General features: G+C 65.2%; 13 protein-coding genes and 3 pseudogenes. 11 read left to right on the forward strand and 5 right to left on the reverse strand.

Annotated features, from left to right (window positions below):
* Positions 1–267: 267 nt before the first annotated feature.
* Positions 268–628: pseudogene (locus FV242_RS23000) on the reverse strand (transposase); the annotation flags it as partial.
* On the opposite strand from FV242_RS23000, the pseudogene FV242_RS23005 reads away from it, so the two are divergent.
* The 3 genes and pseudogenes from FV242_RS23005 to FV242_RS23015 form a co-directional block, all read left to right on the forward strand.
* Positions 618–1,766 (forward strand): annotated as a pseudogene (locus FV242_RS23005) (IS1380 family transposase); the annotation flags it as partial. The pseudogenes FV242_RS23000 and FV242_RS23005 sit on opposite strands and share 11 nt — an antisense overlap.
* 409 nt (positions 1,767–2,175) lie before the next feature.
* Positions 2,176–3,039 (forward strand): outer membrane protein, encoded by an 864-nt coding sequence (locus tag FV242_RS23010; protein ID WP_147940545.1) that lies wholly within the window; start codon positions 2,176–2,178, stop codon positions 3,037–3,039.
* A gap of 335 nt (positions 3,040–3,374) precedes the next feature.
* A complete protein-coding gene (locus FV242_RS23015; protein WP_147940546.1) occupies positions 3,375–4,376 on the forward strand; it encodes a 4,5-dihydroxyphthalate decarboxylase in 1,002 nt (333 codons plus the stop codon).
* Positions 4,377–4,475: 99 nt separating this feature from the next.
* Here the strand turns inward: FV242_RS23015 and FV242_RS23020 are convergent, their stop codons facing one another.
* Positions 4,476–5,372 carry a LysR family transcriptional regulator gene (locus tag FV242_RS23020; RefSeq protein WP_147940547.1) on the reverse strand — a complete coding sequence of 299 codons (897 nt, stop codon included), beginning with the start codon at positions 5,370–5,372 and terminating at the stop codon, positions 4,476–4,478.
* A gap of 225 nt (positions 5,373–5,597) precedes the next feature.
* Between FV242_RS23020 and FV242_RS23025 the strand changes: the two genes are divergently transcribed.
* From FV242_RS23025 to FV242_RS23040, 4 genes are all read left to right on the forward strand, one after another.
* On the forward strand, positions 5,598–6,203 hold the full coding sequence (locus tag FV242_RS23025) for an FMN-dependent NADH-azoreductase (protein WP_147940548.1): 606 nt from the start codon (positions 5,598–5,600) through the stop codon (positions 6,201–6,203).
* Positions 6,204–6,240: 37 nt separating this feature from the next.
* On the forward strand, positions 6,241–7,089 hold the full coding sequence (locus tag FV242_RS23030) for a pirin family protein (RefSeq protein ID WP_147940549.1): 849 nt from the start codon (positions 6,241–6,243) through the stop codon (positions 7,087–7,089).
* A gap of 60 nt (positions 7,090–7,149) precedes the next feature.
* On the forward strand, positions 7,150–7,752 hold the full coding sequence (locus FV242_RS23035) for an NADPH-dependent F420 reductase (protein WP_147940550.1): 603 nt from the start codon (positions 7,150–7,152) through the stop codon (positions 7,750–7,752).
* Positions 7,753–7,923: 171 nt separating this feature from the next.
* Positions 7,924–8,535 carry a YceI family protein gene (locus FV242_RS23040; protein ID WP_147940551.1) on the forward strand — a complete coding sequence of 204 codons (612 nt, stop codon included), beginning with the start codon at positions 7,924–7,926 and terminating at the stop codon, positions 8,533–8,535.
* 160 nt (positions 8,536–8,695) lie between these two features.
* On the opposite strand, the gene FV242_RS23045 is transcribed toward FV242_RS23040, so the two are convergent.
* Positions 8,696–9,163 (reverse strand): MarR family winged helix-turn-helix transcriptional regulator, encoded by a 468-nt coding sequence (locus tag FV242_RS23045; protein WP_147940552.1) that lies wholly within the window; start codon positions 9,161–9,163, stop codon positions 8,696–8,698.
* A gap of 284 nt (positions 9,164–9,447) precedes the next feature.
* Here FV242_RS23045 and FV242_RS23050 point away from each other — a divergent pair, with 284 nt between their 5' ends.
* Positions 9,448–10,362, forward strand: coding sequence for an MBL fold metallo-hydrolase (locus FV242_RS23050; RefSeq protein WP_187278522.1), 915 nt, complete (start codon positions 9,448–9,450; stop codon positions 10,360–10,362).
* Positions 10,355–12,010 (forward strand): FAD-dependent monooxygenase, encoded by a 1,656-nt coding sequence (locus FV242_RS23055; protein ID WP_147940554.1) that lies wholly within the window; start codon positions 10,355–10,357, stop codon positions 12,008–12,010. Before FV242_RS23050 ends, FV242_RS23055 begins: the two co-directional genes overlap by 8 nt.
* 172 nt (positions 12,011–12,182) lie before the next feature.
* On the opposite strand, the gene FV242_RS23060 is transcribed toward FV242_RS23055, so the two are convergent.
* A complete protein-coding gene (locus FV242_RS23060) occupies positions 12,183–13,622 on the reverse strand; it encodes an IS1182 family transposase (protein ID WP_147940555.1) in 1,440 nt (479 codons plus the stop codon).
* Between the two features lie 184 nt (positions 13,623–13,806).
* Here FV242_RS23060 and FV242_RS23065 point away from each other — a divergent pair, with 184 nt between their 5' ends.
* Together FV242_RS23065 and FV242_RS23070 are read left to right on the forward strand one after the other, a co-directional pair.
* The gene (locus FV242_RS23065) at positions 13,807–14,256 is read left to right on the forward strand and encodes a hypothetical protein (protein WP_147940556.1); all 450 of its coding nucleotides are present in this window, start codon (positions 13,807–13,809) and stop codon (positions 14,254–14,256) included.
* 118 nt (positions 14,257–14,374) lie between these two features.
* Positions 14,375–15,370 carry an ADP-ribosylglycohydrolase family protein gene (locus FV242_RS23070; RefSeq protein WP_147940558.1) on the forward strand — a complete coding sequence of 332 codons (996 nt, stop codon included), beginning with the start codon at positions 14,375–14,377 and terminating at the stop codon, positions 15,368–15,370.
* 931 nt (positions 15,371–16,301) lie between these two features.
* Here the strand turns inward: FV242_RS23070 and FV242_RS23075 are convergent.
* Positions 16,302–16,410 (reverse strand): annotated as a pseudogene (locus FV242_RS23075) (IS110 family transposase); the annotation flags it as partial.

Consider the following 16,410-nt stretch of genomic DNA (forward strand, 5'->3'; position numbering starts at 1 on the left):
ATCCATCTACCAACGCCTGCAGCACGCCTGCCGAAGCGCACCGTTCCTGTGCTGCGCTGTATAACTGACGAAGGTTCAAGTCAGCCTGGGAGGCGAACGTTGCGAGTTCAGTCGAGGGAGCGCCAGAGATTGGCGGCTGCGAGCGAACGATAGGGTCGCCATCAACACGAGCCATGCCTTCGCCCTGATCTCGTATTGGAAAAAAAGGAGCTCGGCGAGATCGACGTTCCCGGTGATCCGCCCCCACGGGGTGGTCCGGTTCCAAAGTTAGTGCTGGGTTGGTCTCAGCGCCACGGGGAACTTGGTCGGCGAAGCCGATTGGGTGAGCGCAGCCGGCCAAGCGGCGAAGGTCGGCAAGAACACCTCCGGCGCGGGGAGACGGTAGCCTAACGAGCCGTGGGGTCGGACGGTGTTGTCGTGCCGTCGCCAGATCTCGATCATGATCTGCGCCTCCCGCAAGCTGTAGAAGACATCGCCATCCAGAAGTTCATCGCGTAGGCGGGCGTTGAAGCTTTCGTGCGTCACCGTTCTCCCACGGCGAGCCCGGGGCGATGTAGGTGGTTTTCGCGCCCACACCCGTGATCCAGGTCTGCACGCTCTTGGCGATGAACTCCGGACCGTTGCCCGAGATCCTGCTCGCGCGCATCCTGGCGATCGCCTGCGGTTACGAGGATGCCGAAGACCTCGACCACCTGCGCGCCAACTCTGCGTTCAAGCTCGGCTGCGGACGCCTGCCCGAGACCGGCACGGAGCTGATGAGCCAGCCCACCGTCTCGCGGTTGGAGAACACGCCCGGTCTGCGCGACCTGATCCGGCTTGGGCGGGTGATGGTCGATCTCTATTGCGCCAGCTACGCCGCCCCGCCGGCAGCCGTCACGCTCGACATCGACGACACCTGTGACGTGGTCCACGGCCACCAGCAGCTCTCGCTGTTCAACGCCCACCACGATGCGCGGTGTTTCCTCCCGATCCATGTCTACGACACCGCCACGAGCCGTCCCGTCGCGATGATCCTGCGGCCGGGCAAGACGCCCTCGGGACACGAAGTGCGCGGACATCTGCGCCGCCTCGTTCGGGCAATCCGCCGCCACTGGCCGACGACGGCGATCACCCTCCGCGGCGACCGCCATTACGGGCGGCCCGAGGTCATGGACTGGTCCGAGGACCATGGGGTCGCCTACGTGTTCGGCCTGAGCGGCACGAAGGCCCTGGCGACCAAGGTCGAGCCAACGGCCAACCATATCCGGGTGGTGCGGGCGATCGGCGACAAGGACGCGGTCCGCGGCTGTGCGGAGACCACGCACGCAGCCAAGTCCCCGCGGCAGCAACGCCGCGTCGCCGCCCGCATCGAGGCGACCTGGCTCGGCCTCGATATCCGCTACGTGGTCACGAACATCGCGACCGGCACGCCGGAATGGCTCTACACCGAGCTGTACTGCGCCCGCGGGCAGGCCTGGAACCTGATCAAGCTGCACAAGGGCCAGCTCGCCTCCGACCGCACCTCCTGCCGGCACCGAGCCGCCAATCAGATGCGGCTCGTGCTGCACACCGCCGCCTACTGGCTGTTGCTCACCGTGCGCGACGTCATCCCGGCCACGCATCGCCTCGCTAGGGCCGAGTTCGCCACGATCCGGCTGCGGCTGCTCAAGCTCGGAGCCCGCATCCGCGAGACCGTCGCCCGCGTCCGCGTCGCCTTCGCCGCCGCCTGCCCGGACGCTGACTTGCTGCGCCATCTCGCGGGCGCACTCGCCTCAGCGCCAGCTTGAACCACGGGGCGTGACGCCCCGTCGAGCCCGCCTCCGTCCCTTCAGCGCCGACAGAACAACAAGATCCACAGGCGTCAGAACAGACGCGTGAACTCGTTCGCCGTTAACTCAAACGTCCCGCCAGCAAACACCCTCGTAAATAAGACGGGCTAGAACCGAAGAAGCAGTTCACGCCTGAGTTCCGTGCGGAGGCGGTTCGGCTCGCCCAGACCAGAGGCCGTTCATGCCTTGGGGCGAGCGATCGGTAGGCGCTAACCGACGGGTAAGAAACGTGAACGAGCCTCCAAGGCTGCATCGCGGTATGACTTGCGCCAATGTATTTGATTCGACTGTTGCTTCGAAAGCATAGACAAATCGTCGAACCCTGTCGCAAGAGTTGCGAATGTCAGCGCACGGAAGCAGACCCGACATGGCCATGAAATTAATCTATATTGGTGTGGCGACGACGCTTCTGAGCGGTGCAGCCTCGGCGGCCGATCTGCCGCGTCGCCAAGCGCCCCCGGTCTTCGCCGCGGTGCCGGTCTTCACGTGGACGGGCGGCTTCGCCGGTCTCGAATCGGCCTACACCTTCACCGACCGCGAGCGCATCACCACGACGGGCAACTTTCCCGCCAACGCCGCCAACGTCGCCGCGCTACGTCGACCGCCGACCACGTACACGGAGCAGGACGGCGTCGCCAACGTCGGCGGCGTCTTCGGCTACAACTACCAGTTCACGCCGGGCTCGGGGTTCGTCGTCGGCTTCGCGGTCAACATCGATTGGACCGACATCCACAAGAACCGGTTCATCCTCGGCAACGGCAACGCCGCCAACCCCGCGCTGCCCAACCCGAACGCGTTCCGCCAGAGCCTCGAGTGGCTCGGCACGGCCAACGGCCGCATCGGCTATGCCTTCGATCGGTTCCTGATCTACGGGACCGGCGGCTTCGCCTTCGGCCAAGTCCAGTACGACGCGAACTTCTACACGCCGGCCGGTGCCCTGCAGTTCGCCGGACGCTACACCGACCTCGAGACCGGCTACGACTACGGCGGCGGCATCGAGTACGCGATCCCGACCGACAGCTTCCTGAACTACTTTAGCGTCGGCAAGTACCTCGGGATCAAGTCCGATGCCGTGACGATCAAGGCGGAGTACATCCACTACGACCTCGGCAAGCGCAACGTGCTTGTCACCGCGATCCCCGGCGTGGGCACGGGCTCCTACACCTCCCGCTTCACGACGGAAGGCAACATCGTCCGCGCCGGATTCAACTACAAGTTCGGCGGCTTCTAGCGCTAAGAACCCGCAATGCAATCGACCACGGGACGACATCATCGTCAGGCGGGTCAATGCTGTAGACGACGGTCTAATTCCAGGCCACCAAACCGCCCTGAACGCATCGCGTGCGAAGGCTGCCGCTTGATTGGCGCACGGGTGTAAGTGATTGCCCAACAGATCGTTTCGCCAACGAGCTCTGCGGGCTTGGTGAAGCTCAAGTGGCCTGGATTTACTCCGCCCCCTGGCCTGATTTTAGTCCGCCCTACACACGCAAGTCCCTGACAGACACACTTCAAATTGATAAATGCGTTTATTACGTGTGCAATGGGGGACTAGGATGGGGGTAGCCCATGAGCGGCAAAAGTCTCGACATCGCGTTCTGGAACTACGATCGTACCCGTGCGCTGAGCGACAGGCGCGTCAGGATCGAGGGCGTGGAACCGCGCTACCACACGGCTCAGATCGTACCCCAGATCTTCGAGCGGATGATCAGGCAGCGCGCCTACGACGTGTCCGAGCTTGGGCTGACCTACTTCCTGCGGACCTTCGCGAACGGCCCTTCACCCTTCCTCGCGATCCCCGTCTTCCCGAACCGCTGCTTTCGGCACTCCGCGATCTACGTCGGCACGGCGAGCGGCATCGAGCGACCCCAGGATCTCGTCGGCCGGACGATCGGTGAGTTGGCGCTCTACGGCCACGACGCCGGCGTGATGCCGAAGGGTATTCTCTCGGACGAGTTCGGCTTCCGGCCCGAGCGCAACCGCTGGATCGTGGGCGACATCGATTTCCCGATGGACCCCATCGATTTCGTGCCTCACCCCCACCCCGCAGGAGTCGACGTATCGATGGCCCCGAAGGGCACCGATCTCGGTGCCCTGCTGGAGGCGGGCGCAATCGACGCGCTCATCTCCGCCGACGTGCCACGCTGCGTGCTCGACGGCTCCCCGAAGGTTCGACGCTTGTTTCCCGATTACGAGGCGGTCGAGCGCGACTACTATCGGCGAACGGGTATCTTCCCGATCATGCACACCGTTGTCGTCACGCGCGAGCTGGCCGAGCAGGAACCGGACATCGTTCGGGCAGTCTACAAAGGCTTTTGCGATGCCAAGGCGACCGCGGTCACGGAGTTGGCGCATGGCATGAGCTTCAACAACATGTCGGTTATGGTCCCCTGGCTGACGGGCCTGCTCGCGCGTGACCGCGAGCTTCTGGGTGATGATTGGTGGCCCTACGGCATGTCTGGGAACAGGGCGGCCATCGACGCGGTGCTGCGCTATCACCACGAACAGGGCCTGACGGACCGACGCTTCAGGGCCGAGGAGATCTTCGTTCCCTATCTCATCGACAACTGAACCAAGCGCGAAGCCCTGACCGGGGAGCCGCCATCGGTCGCGATCGGCCGCCGAGCCTCGTTGGAGATGCGGCCACTCATCTGACACGCAGATGCACCATCACCGATCACGGGTATGGCCGAGGTGATCAATCATCCATGCCGCAGCCGGACCGAGGCTGCGTTCAGCTGAGTAAGCTGCGGCAAGGACGAGGCGTGCCGTCATCGGATCGAAGCCCGCCGGGTCTATCCGTGTCAGCTCGCCACGAGCGATCTCGTCGACGACCAGGTGCGCCGGCATGCTGCCCCAGCCAAGGCCAGCCAGCAGCATCGATTTCTTCGCGCCGAGGTCCGCCACTCGCCAGGTGCGGCTCGACAGGATGCCATAGTCCCGGCCCGCCGTGATCTCGGATGCGTCGCTGAGGACCAGTTGCACGAACCGGTGCAAGGTCTCCGTAGCGATCGGCCCATCTAGAAACGCCAAAGGATGGCTGGCCGCGACGACCGGCACCAAGTCGATCCTCAGCATCGGGAAACTCTTGAGGAGCGTCAGGTCGCTGATGATGAGCGGCAGCATCCCGATGACGCAAGTCCCCTCCGTCACGAGCTTTGCCGCCGCTCCCAGCGATAGGACGTGGACGCGGGGCGGGACGCTCGGAAACCGGGCGCTGAAGGCCTTCAGGGCGTCGACCACGACCGGCATGGGAAACATCGGATCGAGTGCGATCGACAACTCCGGTTCGAGCCCGCTGGCGAGGCTCGTCGCCTGATCGTGAAACGCGCTGGCTTCTTCCGCGATGCGCCTGGCCCGCACGAGCAGCGCCTTCCCGCCCTCGGTCAGCACCGGCCGATAGGCGGAGCGGTCGAACACGACGACCTCGGTCTCCGCTTCGAGCCGCTTGATCGCGTAGGTCACCGCCGATTGCGCGCGGTTCAGCGACTTTGCCGCCTTCGAGAAGCTGCCGGCGTCCGCCACCGCGATGAAGACCCGGATCTGATCGAGCGTCAGCGCAACCATGATCGAATTAGTAGATCATGATACGCTAAGTTTCATCTCTGTTTTCGAACTTCCGCCTAGCCTATCTCATCTGAGGCGAGCGGTAGCCCCTCTCGCCGAGCGATAGGGCGGACCGTGCGACCGACGGATCGCGTCGGCGAGCTCGTAGCCCGCATCCTCGATCGCGACCCCCATCCCCCAGCAGCCGAGCGTCGTTCGCACGACGCGTGCAACAGGAGCCCGTCCATGCCCTCCCTACTCACCATCGAGGTCAGCCCCCGCCTCGAATCCTCGACCTCCCGCAAGCTCACCGCCCTGTTCGTGCAGGAGTGGCGCGCCGCCAACGGGGATGGCCGGGTCGTCGTCCGCGACCTCGCAAAGACGGTCCCACCCTTCGTCGATGCGCCGTGGATCGGTGGTGCGTTCACCCCGCCCGAGCAGCATTCCCCCGAGAGCGCCGCGGCGATCGCGATCTCCGACGACCTCGTCGCCGAGCTTCAGGCGGCGGATCACCTCGTCATCGGCACGCCGATGTACAACTTCTCGATCCCCGCATCGCTCAAGGCCTGGATCGATCACGTCGTTCGCGTCGGCGTCACCGTCTCGACGGCCAACGTCGGATTGCTGACCGGGAAGAAGGCGACGGTCATCATCGCCACCGGCGGCGACTTCGGTCCCGGCTCGCCGGTCGAGGGCTACAACTTGGCCAGCGGCTACCTGCGCCAAGTGCTTGGCTGGATCGGCATCACCGACGTCAGGATCGTTCTGGCTGGTCGCGCCCGTGCCGGGGGCGAGGGCGAGATGGCCGTCGAGCAGTTCGGCGGCGACATCAGGATGGCCGTCGCCGCCTGACACCGGAATGTTTTCGCCCAGGGGAGAGGTCAGCACCATGTCCCACCCATCCTCCACCGCGGCGCGGGAAGTCACCCGCATCGTCAACCCGCGATTCGAACCCGGGCGGGTCGACGGGCATCGCGCTCGCCGCCTGATCGATGGTCGGGACGTCCCCGCCACCGATCCGTTCCTCCTGATGGCCGAGGATCACATGCCGCGCGATGCGTTCTCGCGGCATCCCCATCGCGGCATCGAGACGGTCACCCTCGTCCTCGATGGCGCGATCGAGCATTTCGACAGCGCCGGTCACACTGGCCTCATCGTGGCCGGGGATGCCCAGTGGATGACCGCGGGCCGGGGCGTCACCCATGAAGAGAACGCCGTCGCCGGCTCGATGGCACGCACGCTCCAGCTGTGGCTGAACCTGCCCGCCGGCGACAAGATGGCCGAGCCACGCTATCAGGACCTTCGCGGCGCGACCTTGCCCGTCAGGCGGGAGCCCGGCGTCGAGGTGAAGGTGATGTCCGGTCGATCGGGCGACATCGTATCCCCGACCTTGAACCATGTCCCGGTGACCGCGCTCGACGCGCGCATCGACCCCGGCGCATCGTTCCGTCAGGACCTCGAACCCGACACCAACGCCTTCGTCCTGGTGCTCGACGGCGATGTGCGGATCGGGATGCAGGCGATCTCGGTCGGCGAAGGCGAGCTCGCCTGGCTAACGCGCTCGGATGGGCCAGAAGGGTCGCAGGTGACGGTCGCCGCCGCATCGCGCGGGGCGCGCATGCTTCTGTTTGCCAGTCCACCGCTTCGCGAGCCGGTCGTGTTCGGCGGTCCCTTCGTCATGAATACGCAAGCGGAGGTCGACCAAGCCTTCGCCGATTACCGGGACGGCCGGTTCTAACACAACACTTAGGGTCAACCTCGACCCGTGTTTTCTCTCATTATCGATATGGAGATCACCATGACCTATGCCATCATAGGCTCGGGACTGGTCGGCACGACGCTGGCCGGCTTCTTCGCCGCGAAGGGCATTCCCGTCCTCATCGCCAATTCTCGTGGACCGGGAACGCTTGGTGGGAGCACCGCCGAACTTGGTGCTGGCGTGAAGGCTGTGGCGGTCGAGGAGGCGGTCGCGGCCGATATCGTATTCTTCGCGGTCGGATCGATCGCCTTCAAGACGGTCGGCGCGGTCCTGGACGATTGGACCGGCAAGATCGTCGTCGACCTGACGAACGGCTTCATGTTGCCGCGGGACGTGCAGGAAGCCGAGTTCGGGGGACGCCTCACGTCCGAGGTCAACGCGGAGCGGGTTCCAGGCGCGAAGCTGGTCAAGGCCTTCAACCAACTCCCGTTTAAAGTCCTTGCCAAGCCGGTGCCGGACGACATTGGAAAGCGGGTCGTGTTCGTCTCAAGCGACCATGCGGATGCCAGCGCGACCATCGCGGGCGTTGCCGAGAGGCTTGGCTTCGCACCGATCGAAGTCGGAAAGATCGCGGAGGGCGGCCGCCTCATACAGGCACGAGCCTCCCTCGTGTTCCAAAACCTGATCAAGTACCCGATGTAGATCGGATTCCAGGCTCGAAGGTCTGTTGGACGACGGTGAGTCGCCGAATAGGCGTGCCGACCCAATACTGTACGTTGCCTGATCGGCAGTGAACCTTAACGTTGACAGATATTTTTACTTCAAACAACCATCGCCCAGCGATGGACGGGACTTTTGTCAGAGGAACTCGACATGAAACGCATCACAGTCTCTGCCCTTGTCCTCGCTTCCTCCCTCGCGACCCCGTCGCTGGCACAGTCCCCGCCGACCCGTGACCCAGCACAGATCGAAGCTGGAACCTACCAGGTCGATGCCAATCATACCCAGGTCGGTTGGCGTGTCTCCCACATGGGTTTCTCGAACTACGCCGGCGGCTTCTCGAACGTGTCGGGTACTTTGGATCTGCAACCGAAGAACCCGGCGCAGTCCAAGCTGACGGTGAAGATCCCCGTCGCCTCGGTGACGACGACCAGCGACAAGCTCACCGGCGAACTCAAGGGCGACCAGTGGCTGGATGCGGCCAAATTCCCGGACATGACCTTCGTCTCCACCAAAGTCACCCCCGAGGGCCGGGACAAAGCCAAGGTCGCCGGCGACCTGACGCTGCACGGCGTGACCAAGCCGGTGACGCTGGATGTCACTCTCGTCGGTGCTGGAACTAACCCGCTTAGCAAGAAGCTCACCGTTGGCTTCGAGGCTACCGGCACGCTCAAGCGCTCCGAATTTGGCGTGAAGACCTATGTGCCGCTGATCGGCGACGACCTGCACCTGACCATCGCGGGTGCCTTCGAGCACCAGGATTAGGTGTCGCGCGTCGAGCCCCGGAGAGCCCTGCTACGGCAGAGACCGCATTATTTGCGGCGATCCCGACTGTTGTCGATATCCCTCTTCATTAGGCTCGCAGCGGGTTCCCCCACAATGATGATTAGCGAGACACGTTTTTCATCCCAGAAGTTCTGAGCTGCTATTTTGAGTGCTGAACGACTAAGCTCTGCAGTATCGTTCTCAGGTCGTCGGCGACAGCTCCGCGTGGACCAAAGAACGTCGTATGCGCCCCCTCGATCAATGGCAGAGCCTGACGGAGGGTAGTTTCGCCGGACCCGGTGAGGGCGATCCGCTTGGTGCGTCCGTTCGCCGGGTTCCGGTCACGAGACACCAGTTCCTTGCGCTGGAGGATCGAGAGCACCTGGCTCACCTGCATCGGATGCATTTCCACGAACGCGACCAAGTCGCTCTGGGTCGTGGGTTCGTCATGCCGGGTCAGCCAGCCGAGCGCAATCATGAGAGCGAACTGGAGATGGGTGAGGCCGCAGACCTCGAGCTGATCGTCGACGAAGCGCTGCCAGGCATGGGTGACGCGCCAGAGTAGAAAGCCGAGGCTGTCGTCGGGCACCTTGAGCTGGCTGTCGGTGAACAGGTCGAGGAGCGGCATGGACCCACCCTACCGTGATTGACGCCCGAGGGAACCAACCGCTATCAACATGTTTATGGTCAAGGGATGCGTTAACGTCCACCGATCGAAGAGCGCTTGCCTGACCACCCTTTAACGGGTCGGACGGATCATGACGTTGGTCGTAGTCCGAGCGCCGATCCAGCCTACCGCTGCCTCCTAAATCGTTGAGGCGCGCTGCTGACATCGATGCCATCGGATCTGGGCGCGACCTCACTGTAAACATGTTTAAGACACGAAGATCACATGCGCACGGTGCGAACCCAATGAGCCCGATCCCGGTCACGTTTGGCCTCGCGCGCATCGCCCTCGGCGTCGTGAACGCGTACTGCGTGTCCGAGCCGGGTGGACGCTGGTTCCTCGTCGACACGGGTTTTCCGGGCCAAGCCGAACAGCTCCGCCAAGCCCTCAGCGAACTCGGCCTGACGTCTCGCCCGGAACACATCCTCCTCACGCACGCGCACTTCGACCACGCCGGCGGCGCACGCACGCTCGCACGCGCCTGGAGCGTACCGGTCTACGTCCATCCGCTCGACATCGCCTACACCCAAGGCCGAGACTATCCCAAATCGGACCCGACGGTCGGTGGCGCGCTGGCCATGGTCACGCGCCTGCATCGCGGACCGAGTGCGGCGCACGTGGGCGACGCCGCGACGCCGCTGCCGGAGGACGGCGTCGTCCCGGGCTTCGCCGAGTGGCGATGGTTGCACACGCCCGGGCATACGCCTGGCCACGTTTCGCTCTGGCGCGAGGGCGACCGGACCCTGATCGCGGGTGACGCGTGCGTTACGACCGACAGCGACTCGTTCGCGGCGCTCGTCATCCAAACGCGACGGGTCTGTCGACCCGGGGCACCGACGACCTACGATTGGGGGGCCGCCCGTCGGTCGGTCGGGGTGCTTGCCTCACTCCGCCCCCGGTGCCTCGCCTGCGGCCACGGCAACCCGATCGTCGGCCCCGCCGCAGCGCAGGATCTGGAGCGGCTTGCCCGCACCTTCCAAGCGCCGGAACGCGGTCGCTACGTCGCTGAGCCGGTCCAGTTCGGGCCGGACGGACCGACGCGGATCCCCAAGCAGGTTCCCGATCCCCTTCCACGCCAGCTCGGCTTGGCAGTGCTCGGGGGCATCGCCGCCCTGATCGGCTGGCGGACCATTCGCAAGGCCGGAGGACACCATGGCTGAGACACAGATCGATTGCGAGGTCCTGATCGTCGGCGGGGGGCCGGCTGGCCTCACGCTCGCCAACGAGCTCCATCGCTGGGACGTGCCGTTCCGCATCGTCGACAAGAAGGCGGAGCCGGAGCGGTACTCCAAGGCCGCCAACCTGTGGCCCCGATCCCAGGAGGTCTTCGCCGCCATCGGCGTGCTGGAGCGACTGCTGGAGCGGAGCGCGCCGCTGCATACCTTCTCGCTACACGGCTACGGCAAGCTCCTCGGCCACATCCCGATGGATCGACGACCCAGCCCCTACGGGACGCCGGCCTTCATCGGCCAGAACGAAGTCGAGCATGTCCTTAGCCTCTGCCTCGACGAGGTGGGCGCTTCCGTCGAGCGCAGGGTCACGGCGGTCGAGATCACGGATCATGGCGGCCACGCCGAGGCGGTCTTGCAGCACGCCGGCGGGGAGCGGGAAACGGTGCGTGCGCGCTGGTTGGTGAGTTGCGAGGGCGGCGCGAGCCTCGCGCGCAAGGCCGCGGGTCTCGACTTCGAACCCGAGCGGCTCAAGAACCGCTTCATCCGGCAGATCGACGCCCGGTTGCGCTGGAGCCGGCCATCGCTCCCCGGCCACGCCTCGTTCTTTCTCAAGCGCGACGGCTACATGGGCATCCTACCCTTGCCGGGTGGGTACCATCGGATGTTCGTCCTCAGCGATGACGCGGGCGCGCCCGCGGACCGTGACCCGACCTTGGAGGAGATGCAGGAGATCCTGCGCGAGGTCGCCGACGACCCGGCGGCCGAGCTCTCGGACCCTGTCTGGTTCAGCCACGGACACTTCAACCACGGTGTAGCGCCCGGCTTCCGGCGAAACAGCATCCTGCTAGCTGGAGATGCCGGGCACATGACGCTCCCGATCTACGGGCAGGGCATGAACACGGGCATGCAGGACGTGTTCAACCTCGGCTGGAAGCTCGCTTACGTGCACCGCGGTTGGGCGCCTGAGGCGCTGCTCGACAGCTACGATGCCGAGCGCCGACCGGTGCGCGAGGGGCTGAACGCCGAGCAGACCCGTGTTTTCCACGCCATCGCCAAGCCGAACTGGTTACGGCGACGGGTGATCTACCGGTTCGGGGCCGCAGTCCTGTTCAAGGGACCGGCGCAGTATTTCGTGCGACGCTCGTCCCAGCTGGACGTCGCCTACGAAGGTAGTCCGCTCAACCACGACGGCGGCCGGGGCAGGAGCAGTGTGAAGGCGGGCGAGCGTGCGCCTGATGCCGTCCTTGTCGAGGCCGTTGGATTGCGTCCTGTCTCCCTGTTCGAGGCGATCTACGAAGAACGATGGACGCTGCTTCTCTTCGACGGCGGACGGGACGACACCGGACACGCGGTCACGAGCGCGGCGGACGTGCTCGCGTCCTGGCCGCAGGTGGCGCTGCGGCCGGTGCTCGCCGCGCCGCGCACTGGTGGAAGCGTGGTGGCGCCAGGAAGCCTCCTCGACATCGACCGTTTCGCGCATCAGGCCTACGGGCTGGAGCACCCGACGCTCGTGCTGGTTCGACCGGACGGCTACGTCGCGTTTCGTGGTGCGGCCACGGAGGGAGCACGGCTCGGTGACTACCTTCGCCGGCATCTCACGAATGTCCGCTTCCGAGAAACGCAGTCTGCCGCGTAAGCGGCTGGCTTGGGCGCACTGCCGCCAGAACGGCAGGTGGACGAATGACTGCTTTCAGGCATCACGCAGATCGCCGTAAATGGCGAGGTTGGATCGAGGCTGTGTCGAAACGCATTGATTGTGGCCGCCAGCGTCGATCATCAGGATGATGACGGCGGCGCGGTGGGTCGCTTCAGGCTCGAATGGCCCGGATGAGCCAGGTTGCGCCGAACAGGCGGATCATCCGCTTCACGTTGTAGGCGAGGATCGCGAGGCTCATCTCGGTTCTCACGGCTTTCAGGCCCTTCGTCAGGAAGGGCGTGCTGCCCATCCAAGCTTTCAGCGTTCCGAAGACGTGCTCGACCGTGGCGCGCCGTACCGCCATGGCGTCGGGCATGGAATCGAGCCGTTTCTGCATGGCCTCCAGCACCGCCTCATGCTTCCAGCGCTTGAAGCGCTTGACCGTCTCGGTCGTGCAGTGCGCCCGCCTCGCGCATGCATGACAGGCCTCCAGATTGCGGTATTGGTCGATGTCGCCGTGTCGATCGGAGCGCGCGGCAGACTTCGTCAGCACAGCGCCGGCGGGACAGACGTAGTGATCGGCCGCGGCGTCGTAGACAAAGTCGGCGCGCACGAAGAGCCCCTTCTTCGCTCGACCCGACGTGTCGGCCCGCGGCATGGCCGGCAGGATGCCCGTGCCTTCGCAGGCCAGAACCTCGTCGCCGCTGTAGTAGCCGCGATCGGCCAGGACCACGACCTCCCCCGCATCGATGGCTCGCCTGGCCCGGCCGCCCATCGGCACAAGCTGGGTTCGGTCGTGGCCCTCGTTGACGACGTCATGGGCTACGACGAGATGATGCTCGGGATCGACGGCGATCTGGACGTTGTAACCGACGATGCCGGTGCCGCGTCCGCTCGTCGCCATCGAGCGGGCGTCCGGGTCGCTCAGTGAGACCTGTCCGTCGTCCGCGGCCTCCACGTGCTCCTGCATCTCGCGCAGGAAGGCCATCTGTCGGCGCAGAGCGGCGATTTTCTCGTCGATACGCTGCGACCGCGCCTTGGGAACGGCGTTGCCTTCTCTGTCCGCCCGGTCGAGCGCCGCGAGGTAGCGAGCGATGCTGGCATCCACCTGTTCCAGGCGCTTGGCGACCTTGGCCACGGTGTAGTTGCGGTCCCGGTTGTTGACCGCCTTGAACTTCGATCCATCCACGGCGACAGTCGCTCCGGCGAAGAGCTTCAGATCCCGGCACAGCACCACGAACTGCCGACAGGCCGCCTGGATCGCAGGCCCGTTGTCGCGCCGGAAGTTGGCGATCGTTTTGTGATCGGGAGCCAGGCGACCGGTCAGCCACATCACCTCGATGTTGCGCTGCGCCTCACGCTCAATCCGCCGGCTCGACGGCACCCGGTTGAGATAGCCGTAGAGGTAGAGCTTCAGAAGCGTGGCCGGATCATAAGCAGGCCGCCCCGTCGCTGCAGGCTCGAAGCGGGTGAAGCCCAAGGTGCCGAGATCGAGTTCGTCGATGAAGGCCTCGACCACCCGAACCGGATTGTCCGCGGTGACATAGTCGTCCAGTGAGCTGGGCAGCAACCAGGACTGCAGACGGTCCTGACCTTGGACGAACCTACCCATGCCGACCTCCGCAGATGAGGCCGCAAGTCTATCTCAGACCGGACTTTTGACACAGCCTCGGTCGAAAGCAGCCGGTGCCTGACGTCAGATCTCGACCACCGGCGCGCGCTGCCAGCCCTCCCGTCGGTTCACCTCCGCGATCGCACAAGCTAGACCTTACCGCGTGAGTCGTCAGGGGGCGCGGGTGCCGATCACGAAACGCCAACTCGCCGCCGCGGTCCTCGGCGCGGCTCACATTGCTGAGCGCGCCGCCATCGCCGCCTTCATCCACGCCGACGCGACCGAGTTCGGGGTCAATCCCTTCGCCCGCACGAGTGCCGGGGCCGTACGCCACGTCTGGTCGGCAAACGTCTTCGAGTTCCGTGCCCTCGAGGTTCATGCGCTGGGCCTGACCTGCCTGCTCCGCGCCGTGTCCCACCTCGCCACGGAGACGCCCCTGGTGCAGGAGATCCTGCGTTCAGGGCCGCACACGCTCCACGCTTTTCATCACGGCGATGTCTGCGGAATCGTCGGCACGGTGCTCTACGGGCGGCCGCGCGTGCCCCTCCCGATGCCAGACCTCCCACGCGTCCGCCCCGGCCGGCGCCGGGAGGCTGCCACGCCACAGCTCGATCTGTTCTCCCTTAGCTCGTAAGTCGGTTGGGGGCGTAGCACCCCTGACGCGCCCCCGTCGCAAGTTCCTGCCCGTTGCGGTGAACCTCTCACGCCCCGGGCCCACCTTCATCCGCCCGGGCGATTCGTGGAGCTTCACCGTGTCTCAGCCTCCTTCATCACCACCCGTCGATGTTCGCGACCGCGCGCGCGGCGCCCTCCTCGGCCTCGCGATCGGCGATGCGCTCGGCACGACACTCGAATTCAGTCGCCGAGACACCCTCCCCCACCACACCGAGATGACCGGCGGCGGCCCCTTCCAGCTCCAACCCGGCCAGTGGACCGACGACACGAGTATGGCCTTGGCGCTGGCCGAGAGCCTCCTTCATGCGCCGGATTTCGACGCCCGCGATCTGATGAACCGCTTCGTCGCCTGGTTCCGCTGCGGCGCCTACTCCTGCACGAACTCCTGCTTCGACGTGGGCATGACCACCGAATCCGCGCTCAAGAAATTTGAGCGCACGGGCGATCCCATCAGTGGCGCCACCGACCCGGACTCCGCCGGCAACGGCTCCCTGATGCGGCTCGCCCCCGTCGCCCTTCATACCCTTCATGACATTGCGGAGGCCGAACGGATCGCCGGCGAGCAGAGCCGGACCACCCACGGCGCCCCCCAAGCCATTGAAGCCTGCAGCTACTTCGTGCAGCTCCTGCGCGAAGCCATCCTCGGTCAACCCGACGTCCTGCGTTCACGCGCGCGGATCGGCACCGACAGTGACGGCCTGCGCCCCCGGCACCTCACCGAAGGCCTCGATTTCGACCTTACCCCGCAGGTGCGGACCAGCGATGCTGCCATCGACGCGATCGCCCGTGGCTCTTGGCGCACCAAAACCCGCGACCAGATCCGTTCGTCCGGCTACGTCATTCACACGCTCGAAGCGGCGCTCTGGGCCGTCGGCACCACCGACAGCTTCGAAGCCGCGCTCACCCTGGCGGTCAACCTCGGTGACGATGCGGACACCGTCGGCGCCGTCACCGGTCAACTCGCCGGCGCCCTCTACGGCGCCTCCGCCATCCCCGAGCGCTGGCTTCATCCCCTCGCCTGGCGCGACCAGCTCATCGACCTCGCCGACCGCCTCCATAGCCGAGATCCATAAGCGCGCGCATGAGCCGATCGCGTTTGGCGCGAGTGACCGCTTCTCGCACGCACGTCATCCTGCCAGTTCAGATATATGCCAGGCCCCTCACGGGCATCCGCGCCTCCACCGTTAGCCAAGCGGGACGGGAGACAACCGGATCAACGACCGAAGGGCATCGGTGACAAGGGTACGCTTGGAAACGAGCAAGCCCAGGATGGGGTACAAGGCTTCGCAGCCATCCCCCAGAGACGATTCCCCCACCCCGATGGATTGGAGGGTGGGATCCTGTCTGCGCTGGCCGCCGGATGGCGGGAAGCGGTGCATAAAGGCCAACAGCCCAGCCCTGGCCTGCCTGTCACAAGGTTGCACCTCCGATCCAACGGTCGACCGATGGCCTCGCCCCGCGCGAGCATGCCCCGGACGGCTGGCTTCGCCGCCGTCCAGGCGAAGCCTTGCTCTTCGAGCAAGACGGCCTCCCTCGGGCCTCCCTCAGTAAGAAAGAGAGAAGGGCCCTCTTTATAGAGGGCCCAGTAGCGCGTTTGCAGTCCTAACGCTTGCTTATAAAGATACGCGATCTGACATTTTCAGTGGAAAGCGCCACTTCTGTATACGAGCCCTGCTTTATCATCTGGCACGGCCGACTCGTTAATTTATTCGCTCACCAGCGTAAGCAGAAGTTTCCTCCACGTCCTCGCCCGCAATGGCTGGCGATCCGGCCGTCTCGTTCCTTCGGCTGCTTTGCGCCCATTCTAGTCATTCGAAACATCCTGGCGCATTCTCCGAAGCGGACATCGGCCGAGTCGACCAGTCCAGTGGCTGCTGGTGAATGGCAGTTCGTCTCCGACGCACTGGACGACTGAATTTGCCCTCCTCCAGTCTGGCCGGCAGATGCTGCGTGGACCACGCAAGATGATTGACTGACCGCGCGACAGAGCGGCTGTGTTGAAGGTCAAGCGGTGATCGACCGCCAGGGCGTGCGGTCGCGAACGATGGCGTTGAGCGTCACCAGGAGCTTTCGCATCACGGCGACGAGGGCGACCTTCTTCGGCCGACCTCGC

The sequence above is a fragment of the Methylobacterium sp. WL64 genome (assembly GCF_008039945.1).
In the GTDB taxonomy this organism is placed as follows: domain Bacteria; phylum Pseudomonadota; class Alphaproteobacteria; order Rhizobiales; family Beijerinckiaceae; genus Methylobacterium.

Coding starts and splice junctions, on each gene's coding strand:
- FV242_RS23010 (WP_147940545.1), top strand. CDS start 2,176: ATGGCCATGAAATTAATCTATATTGGTGTGGCGACGACGCTTCTGAGC.
- FV242_RS23015 (WP_147940546.1), top strand. CDS start 3,375: ATGAGCGGCAAAAGTCTCGACATCGCGTTCTGGAACTACGATCGTACC.
- FV242_RS23020 (WP_147940547.1), bottom strand. CDS start 5,372: ATGGTTGCGCTGACGCTCGATCAGATCCGGGTCTTCATCGCGGTGGCG.
- FV242_RS23025 (WP_147940548.1), top strand. CDS start 5,598: ATGCCCTCCCTACTCACCATCGAGGTCAGCCCCCGCCTCGAATCCTCG.
- FV242_RS23030 (WP_147940549.1), top strand. CDS start 6,241: ATGTCCCACCCATCCTCCACCGCGGCGCGGGAAGTCACCCGCATCGTC.
- FV242_RS23035 (WP_147940550.1), top strand. CDS start 7,150: ATGACCTATGCCATCATAGGCTCGGGACTGGTCGGCACGACGCTGGCC.
- FV242_RS23040 (WP_147940551.1), top strand. CDS start 7,924: ATGAAACGCATCACAGTCTCTGCCCTTGTCCTCGCTTCCTCCCTCGCG.
- FV242_RS23045 (WP_147940552.1), bottom strand. CDS start 9,163: ATGCCGCTCCTCGACCTGTTCACCGACAGCCAGCTCAAGGTGCCCGAC.
- FV242_RS23050 (WP_187278522.1), top strand. CDS start 9,448: ATGAGCCCGATCCCGGTCACGTTTGGCCTCGCGCGCATCGCCCTCGGC.
- FV242_RS23055 (WP_147940554.1), top strand. CDS start 10,355: ATGGCTGAGACACAGATCGATTGCGAGGTCCTGATCGTCGGCGGGGGG.
- FV242_RS23060 (WP_147940555.1), bottom strand. CDS start 13,622: ATGGGTAGGTTCGTCCAAGGTCAGGACCGTCTGCAGTCCTGGTTGCTG.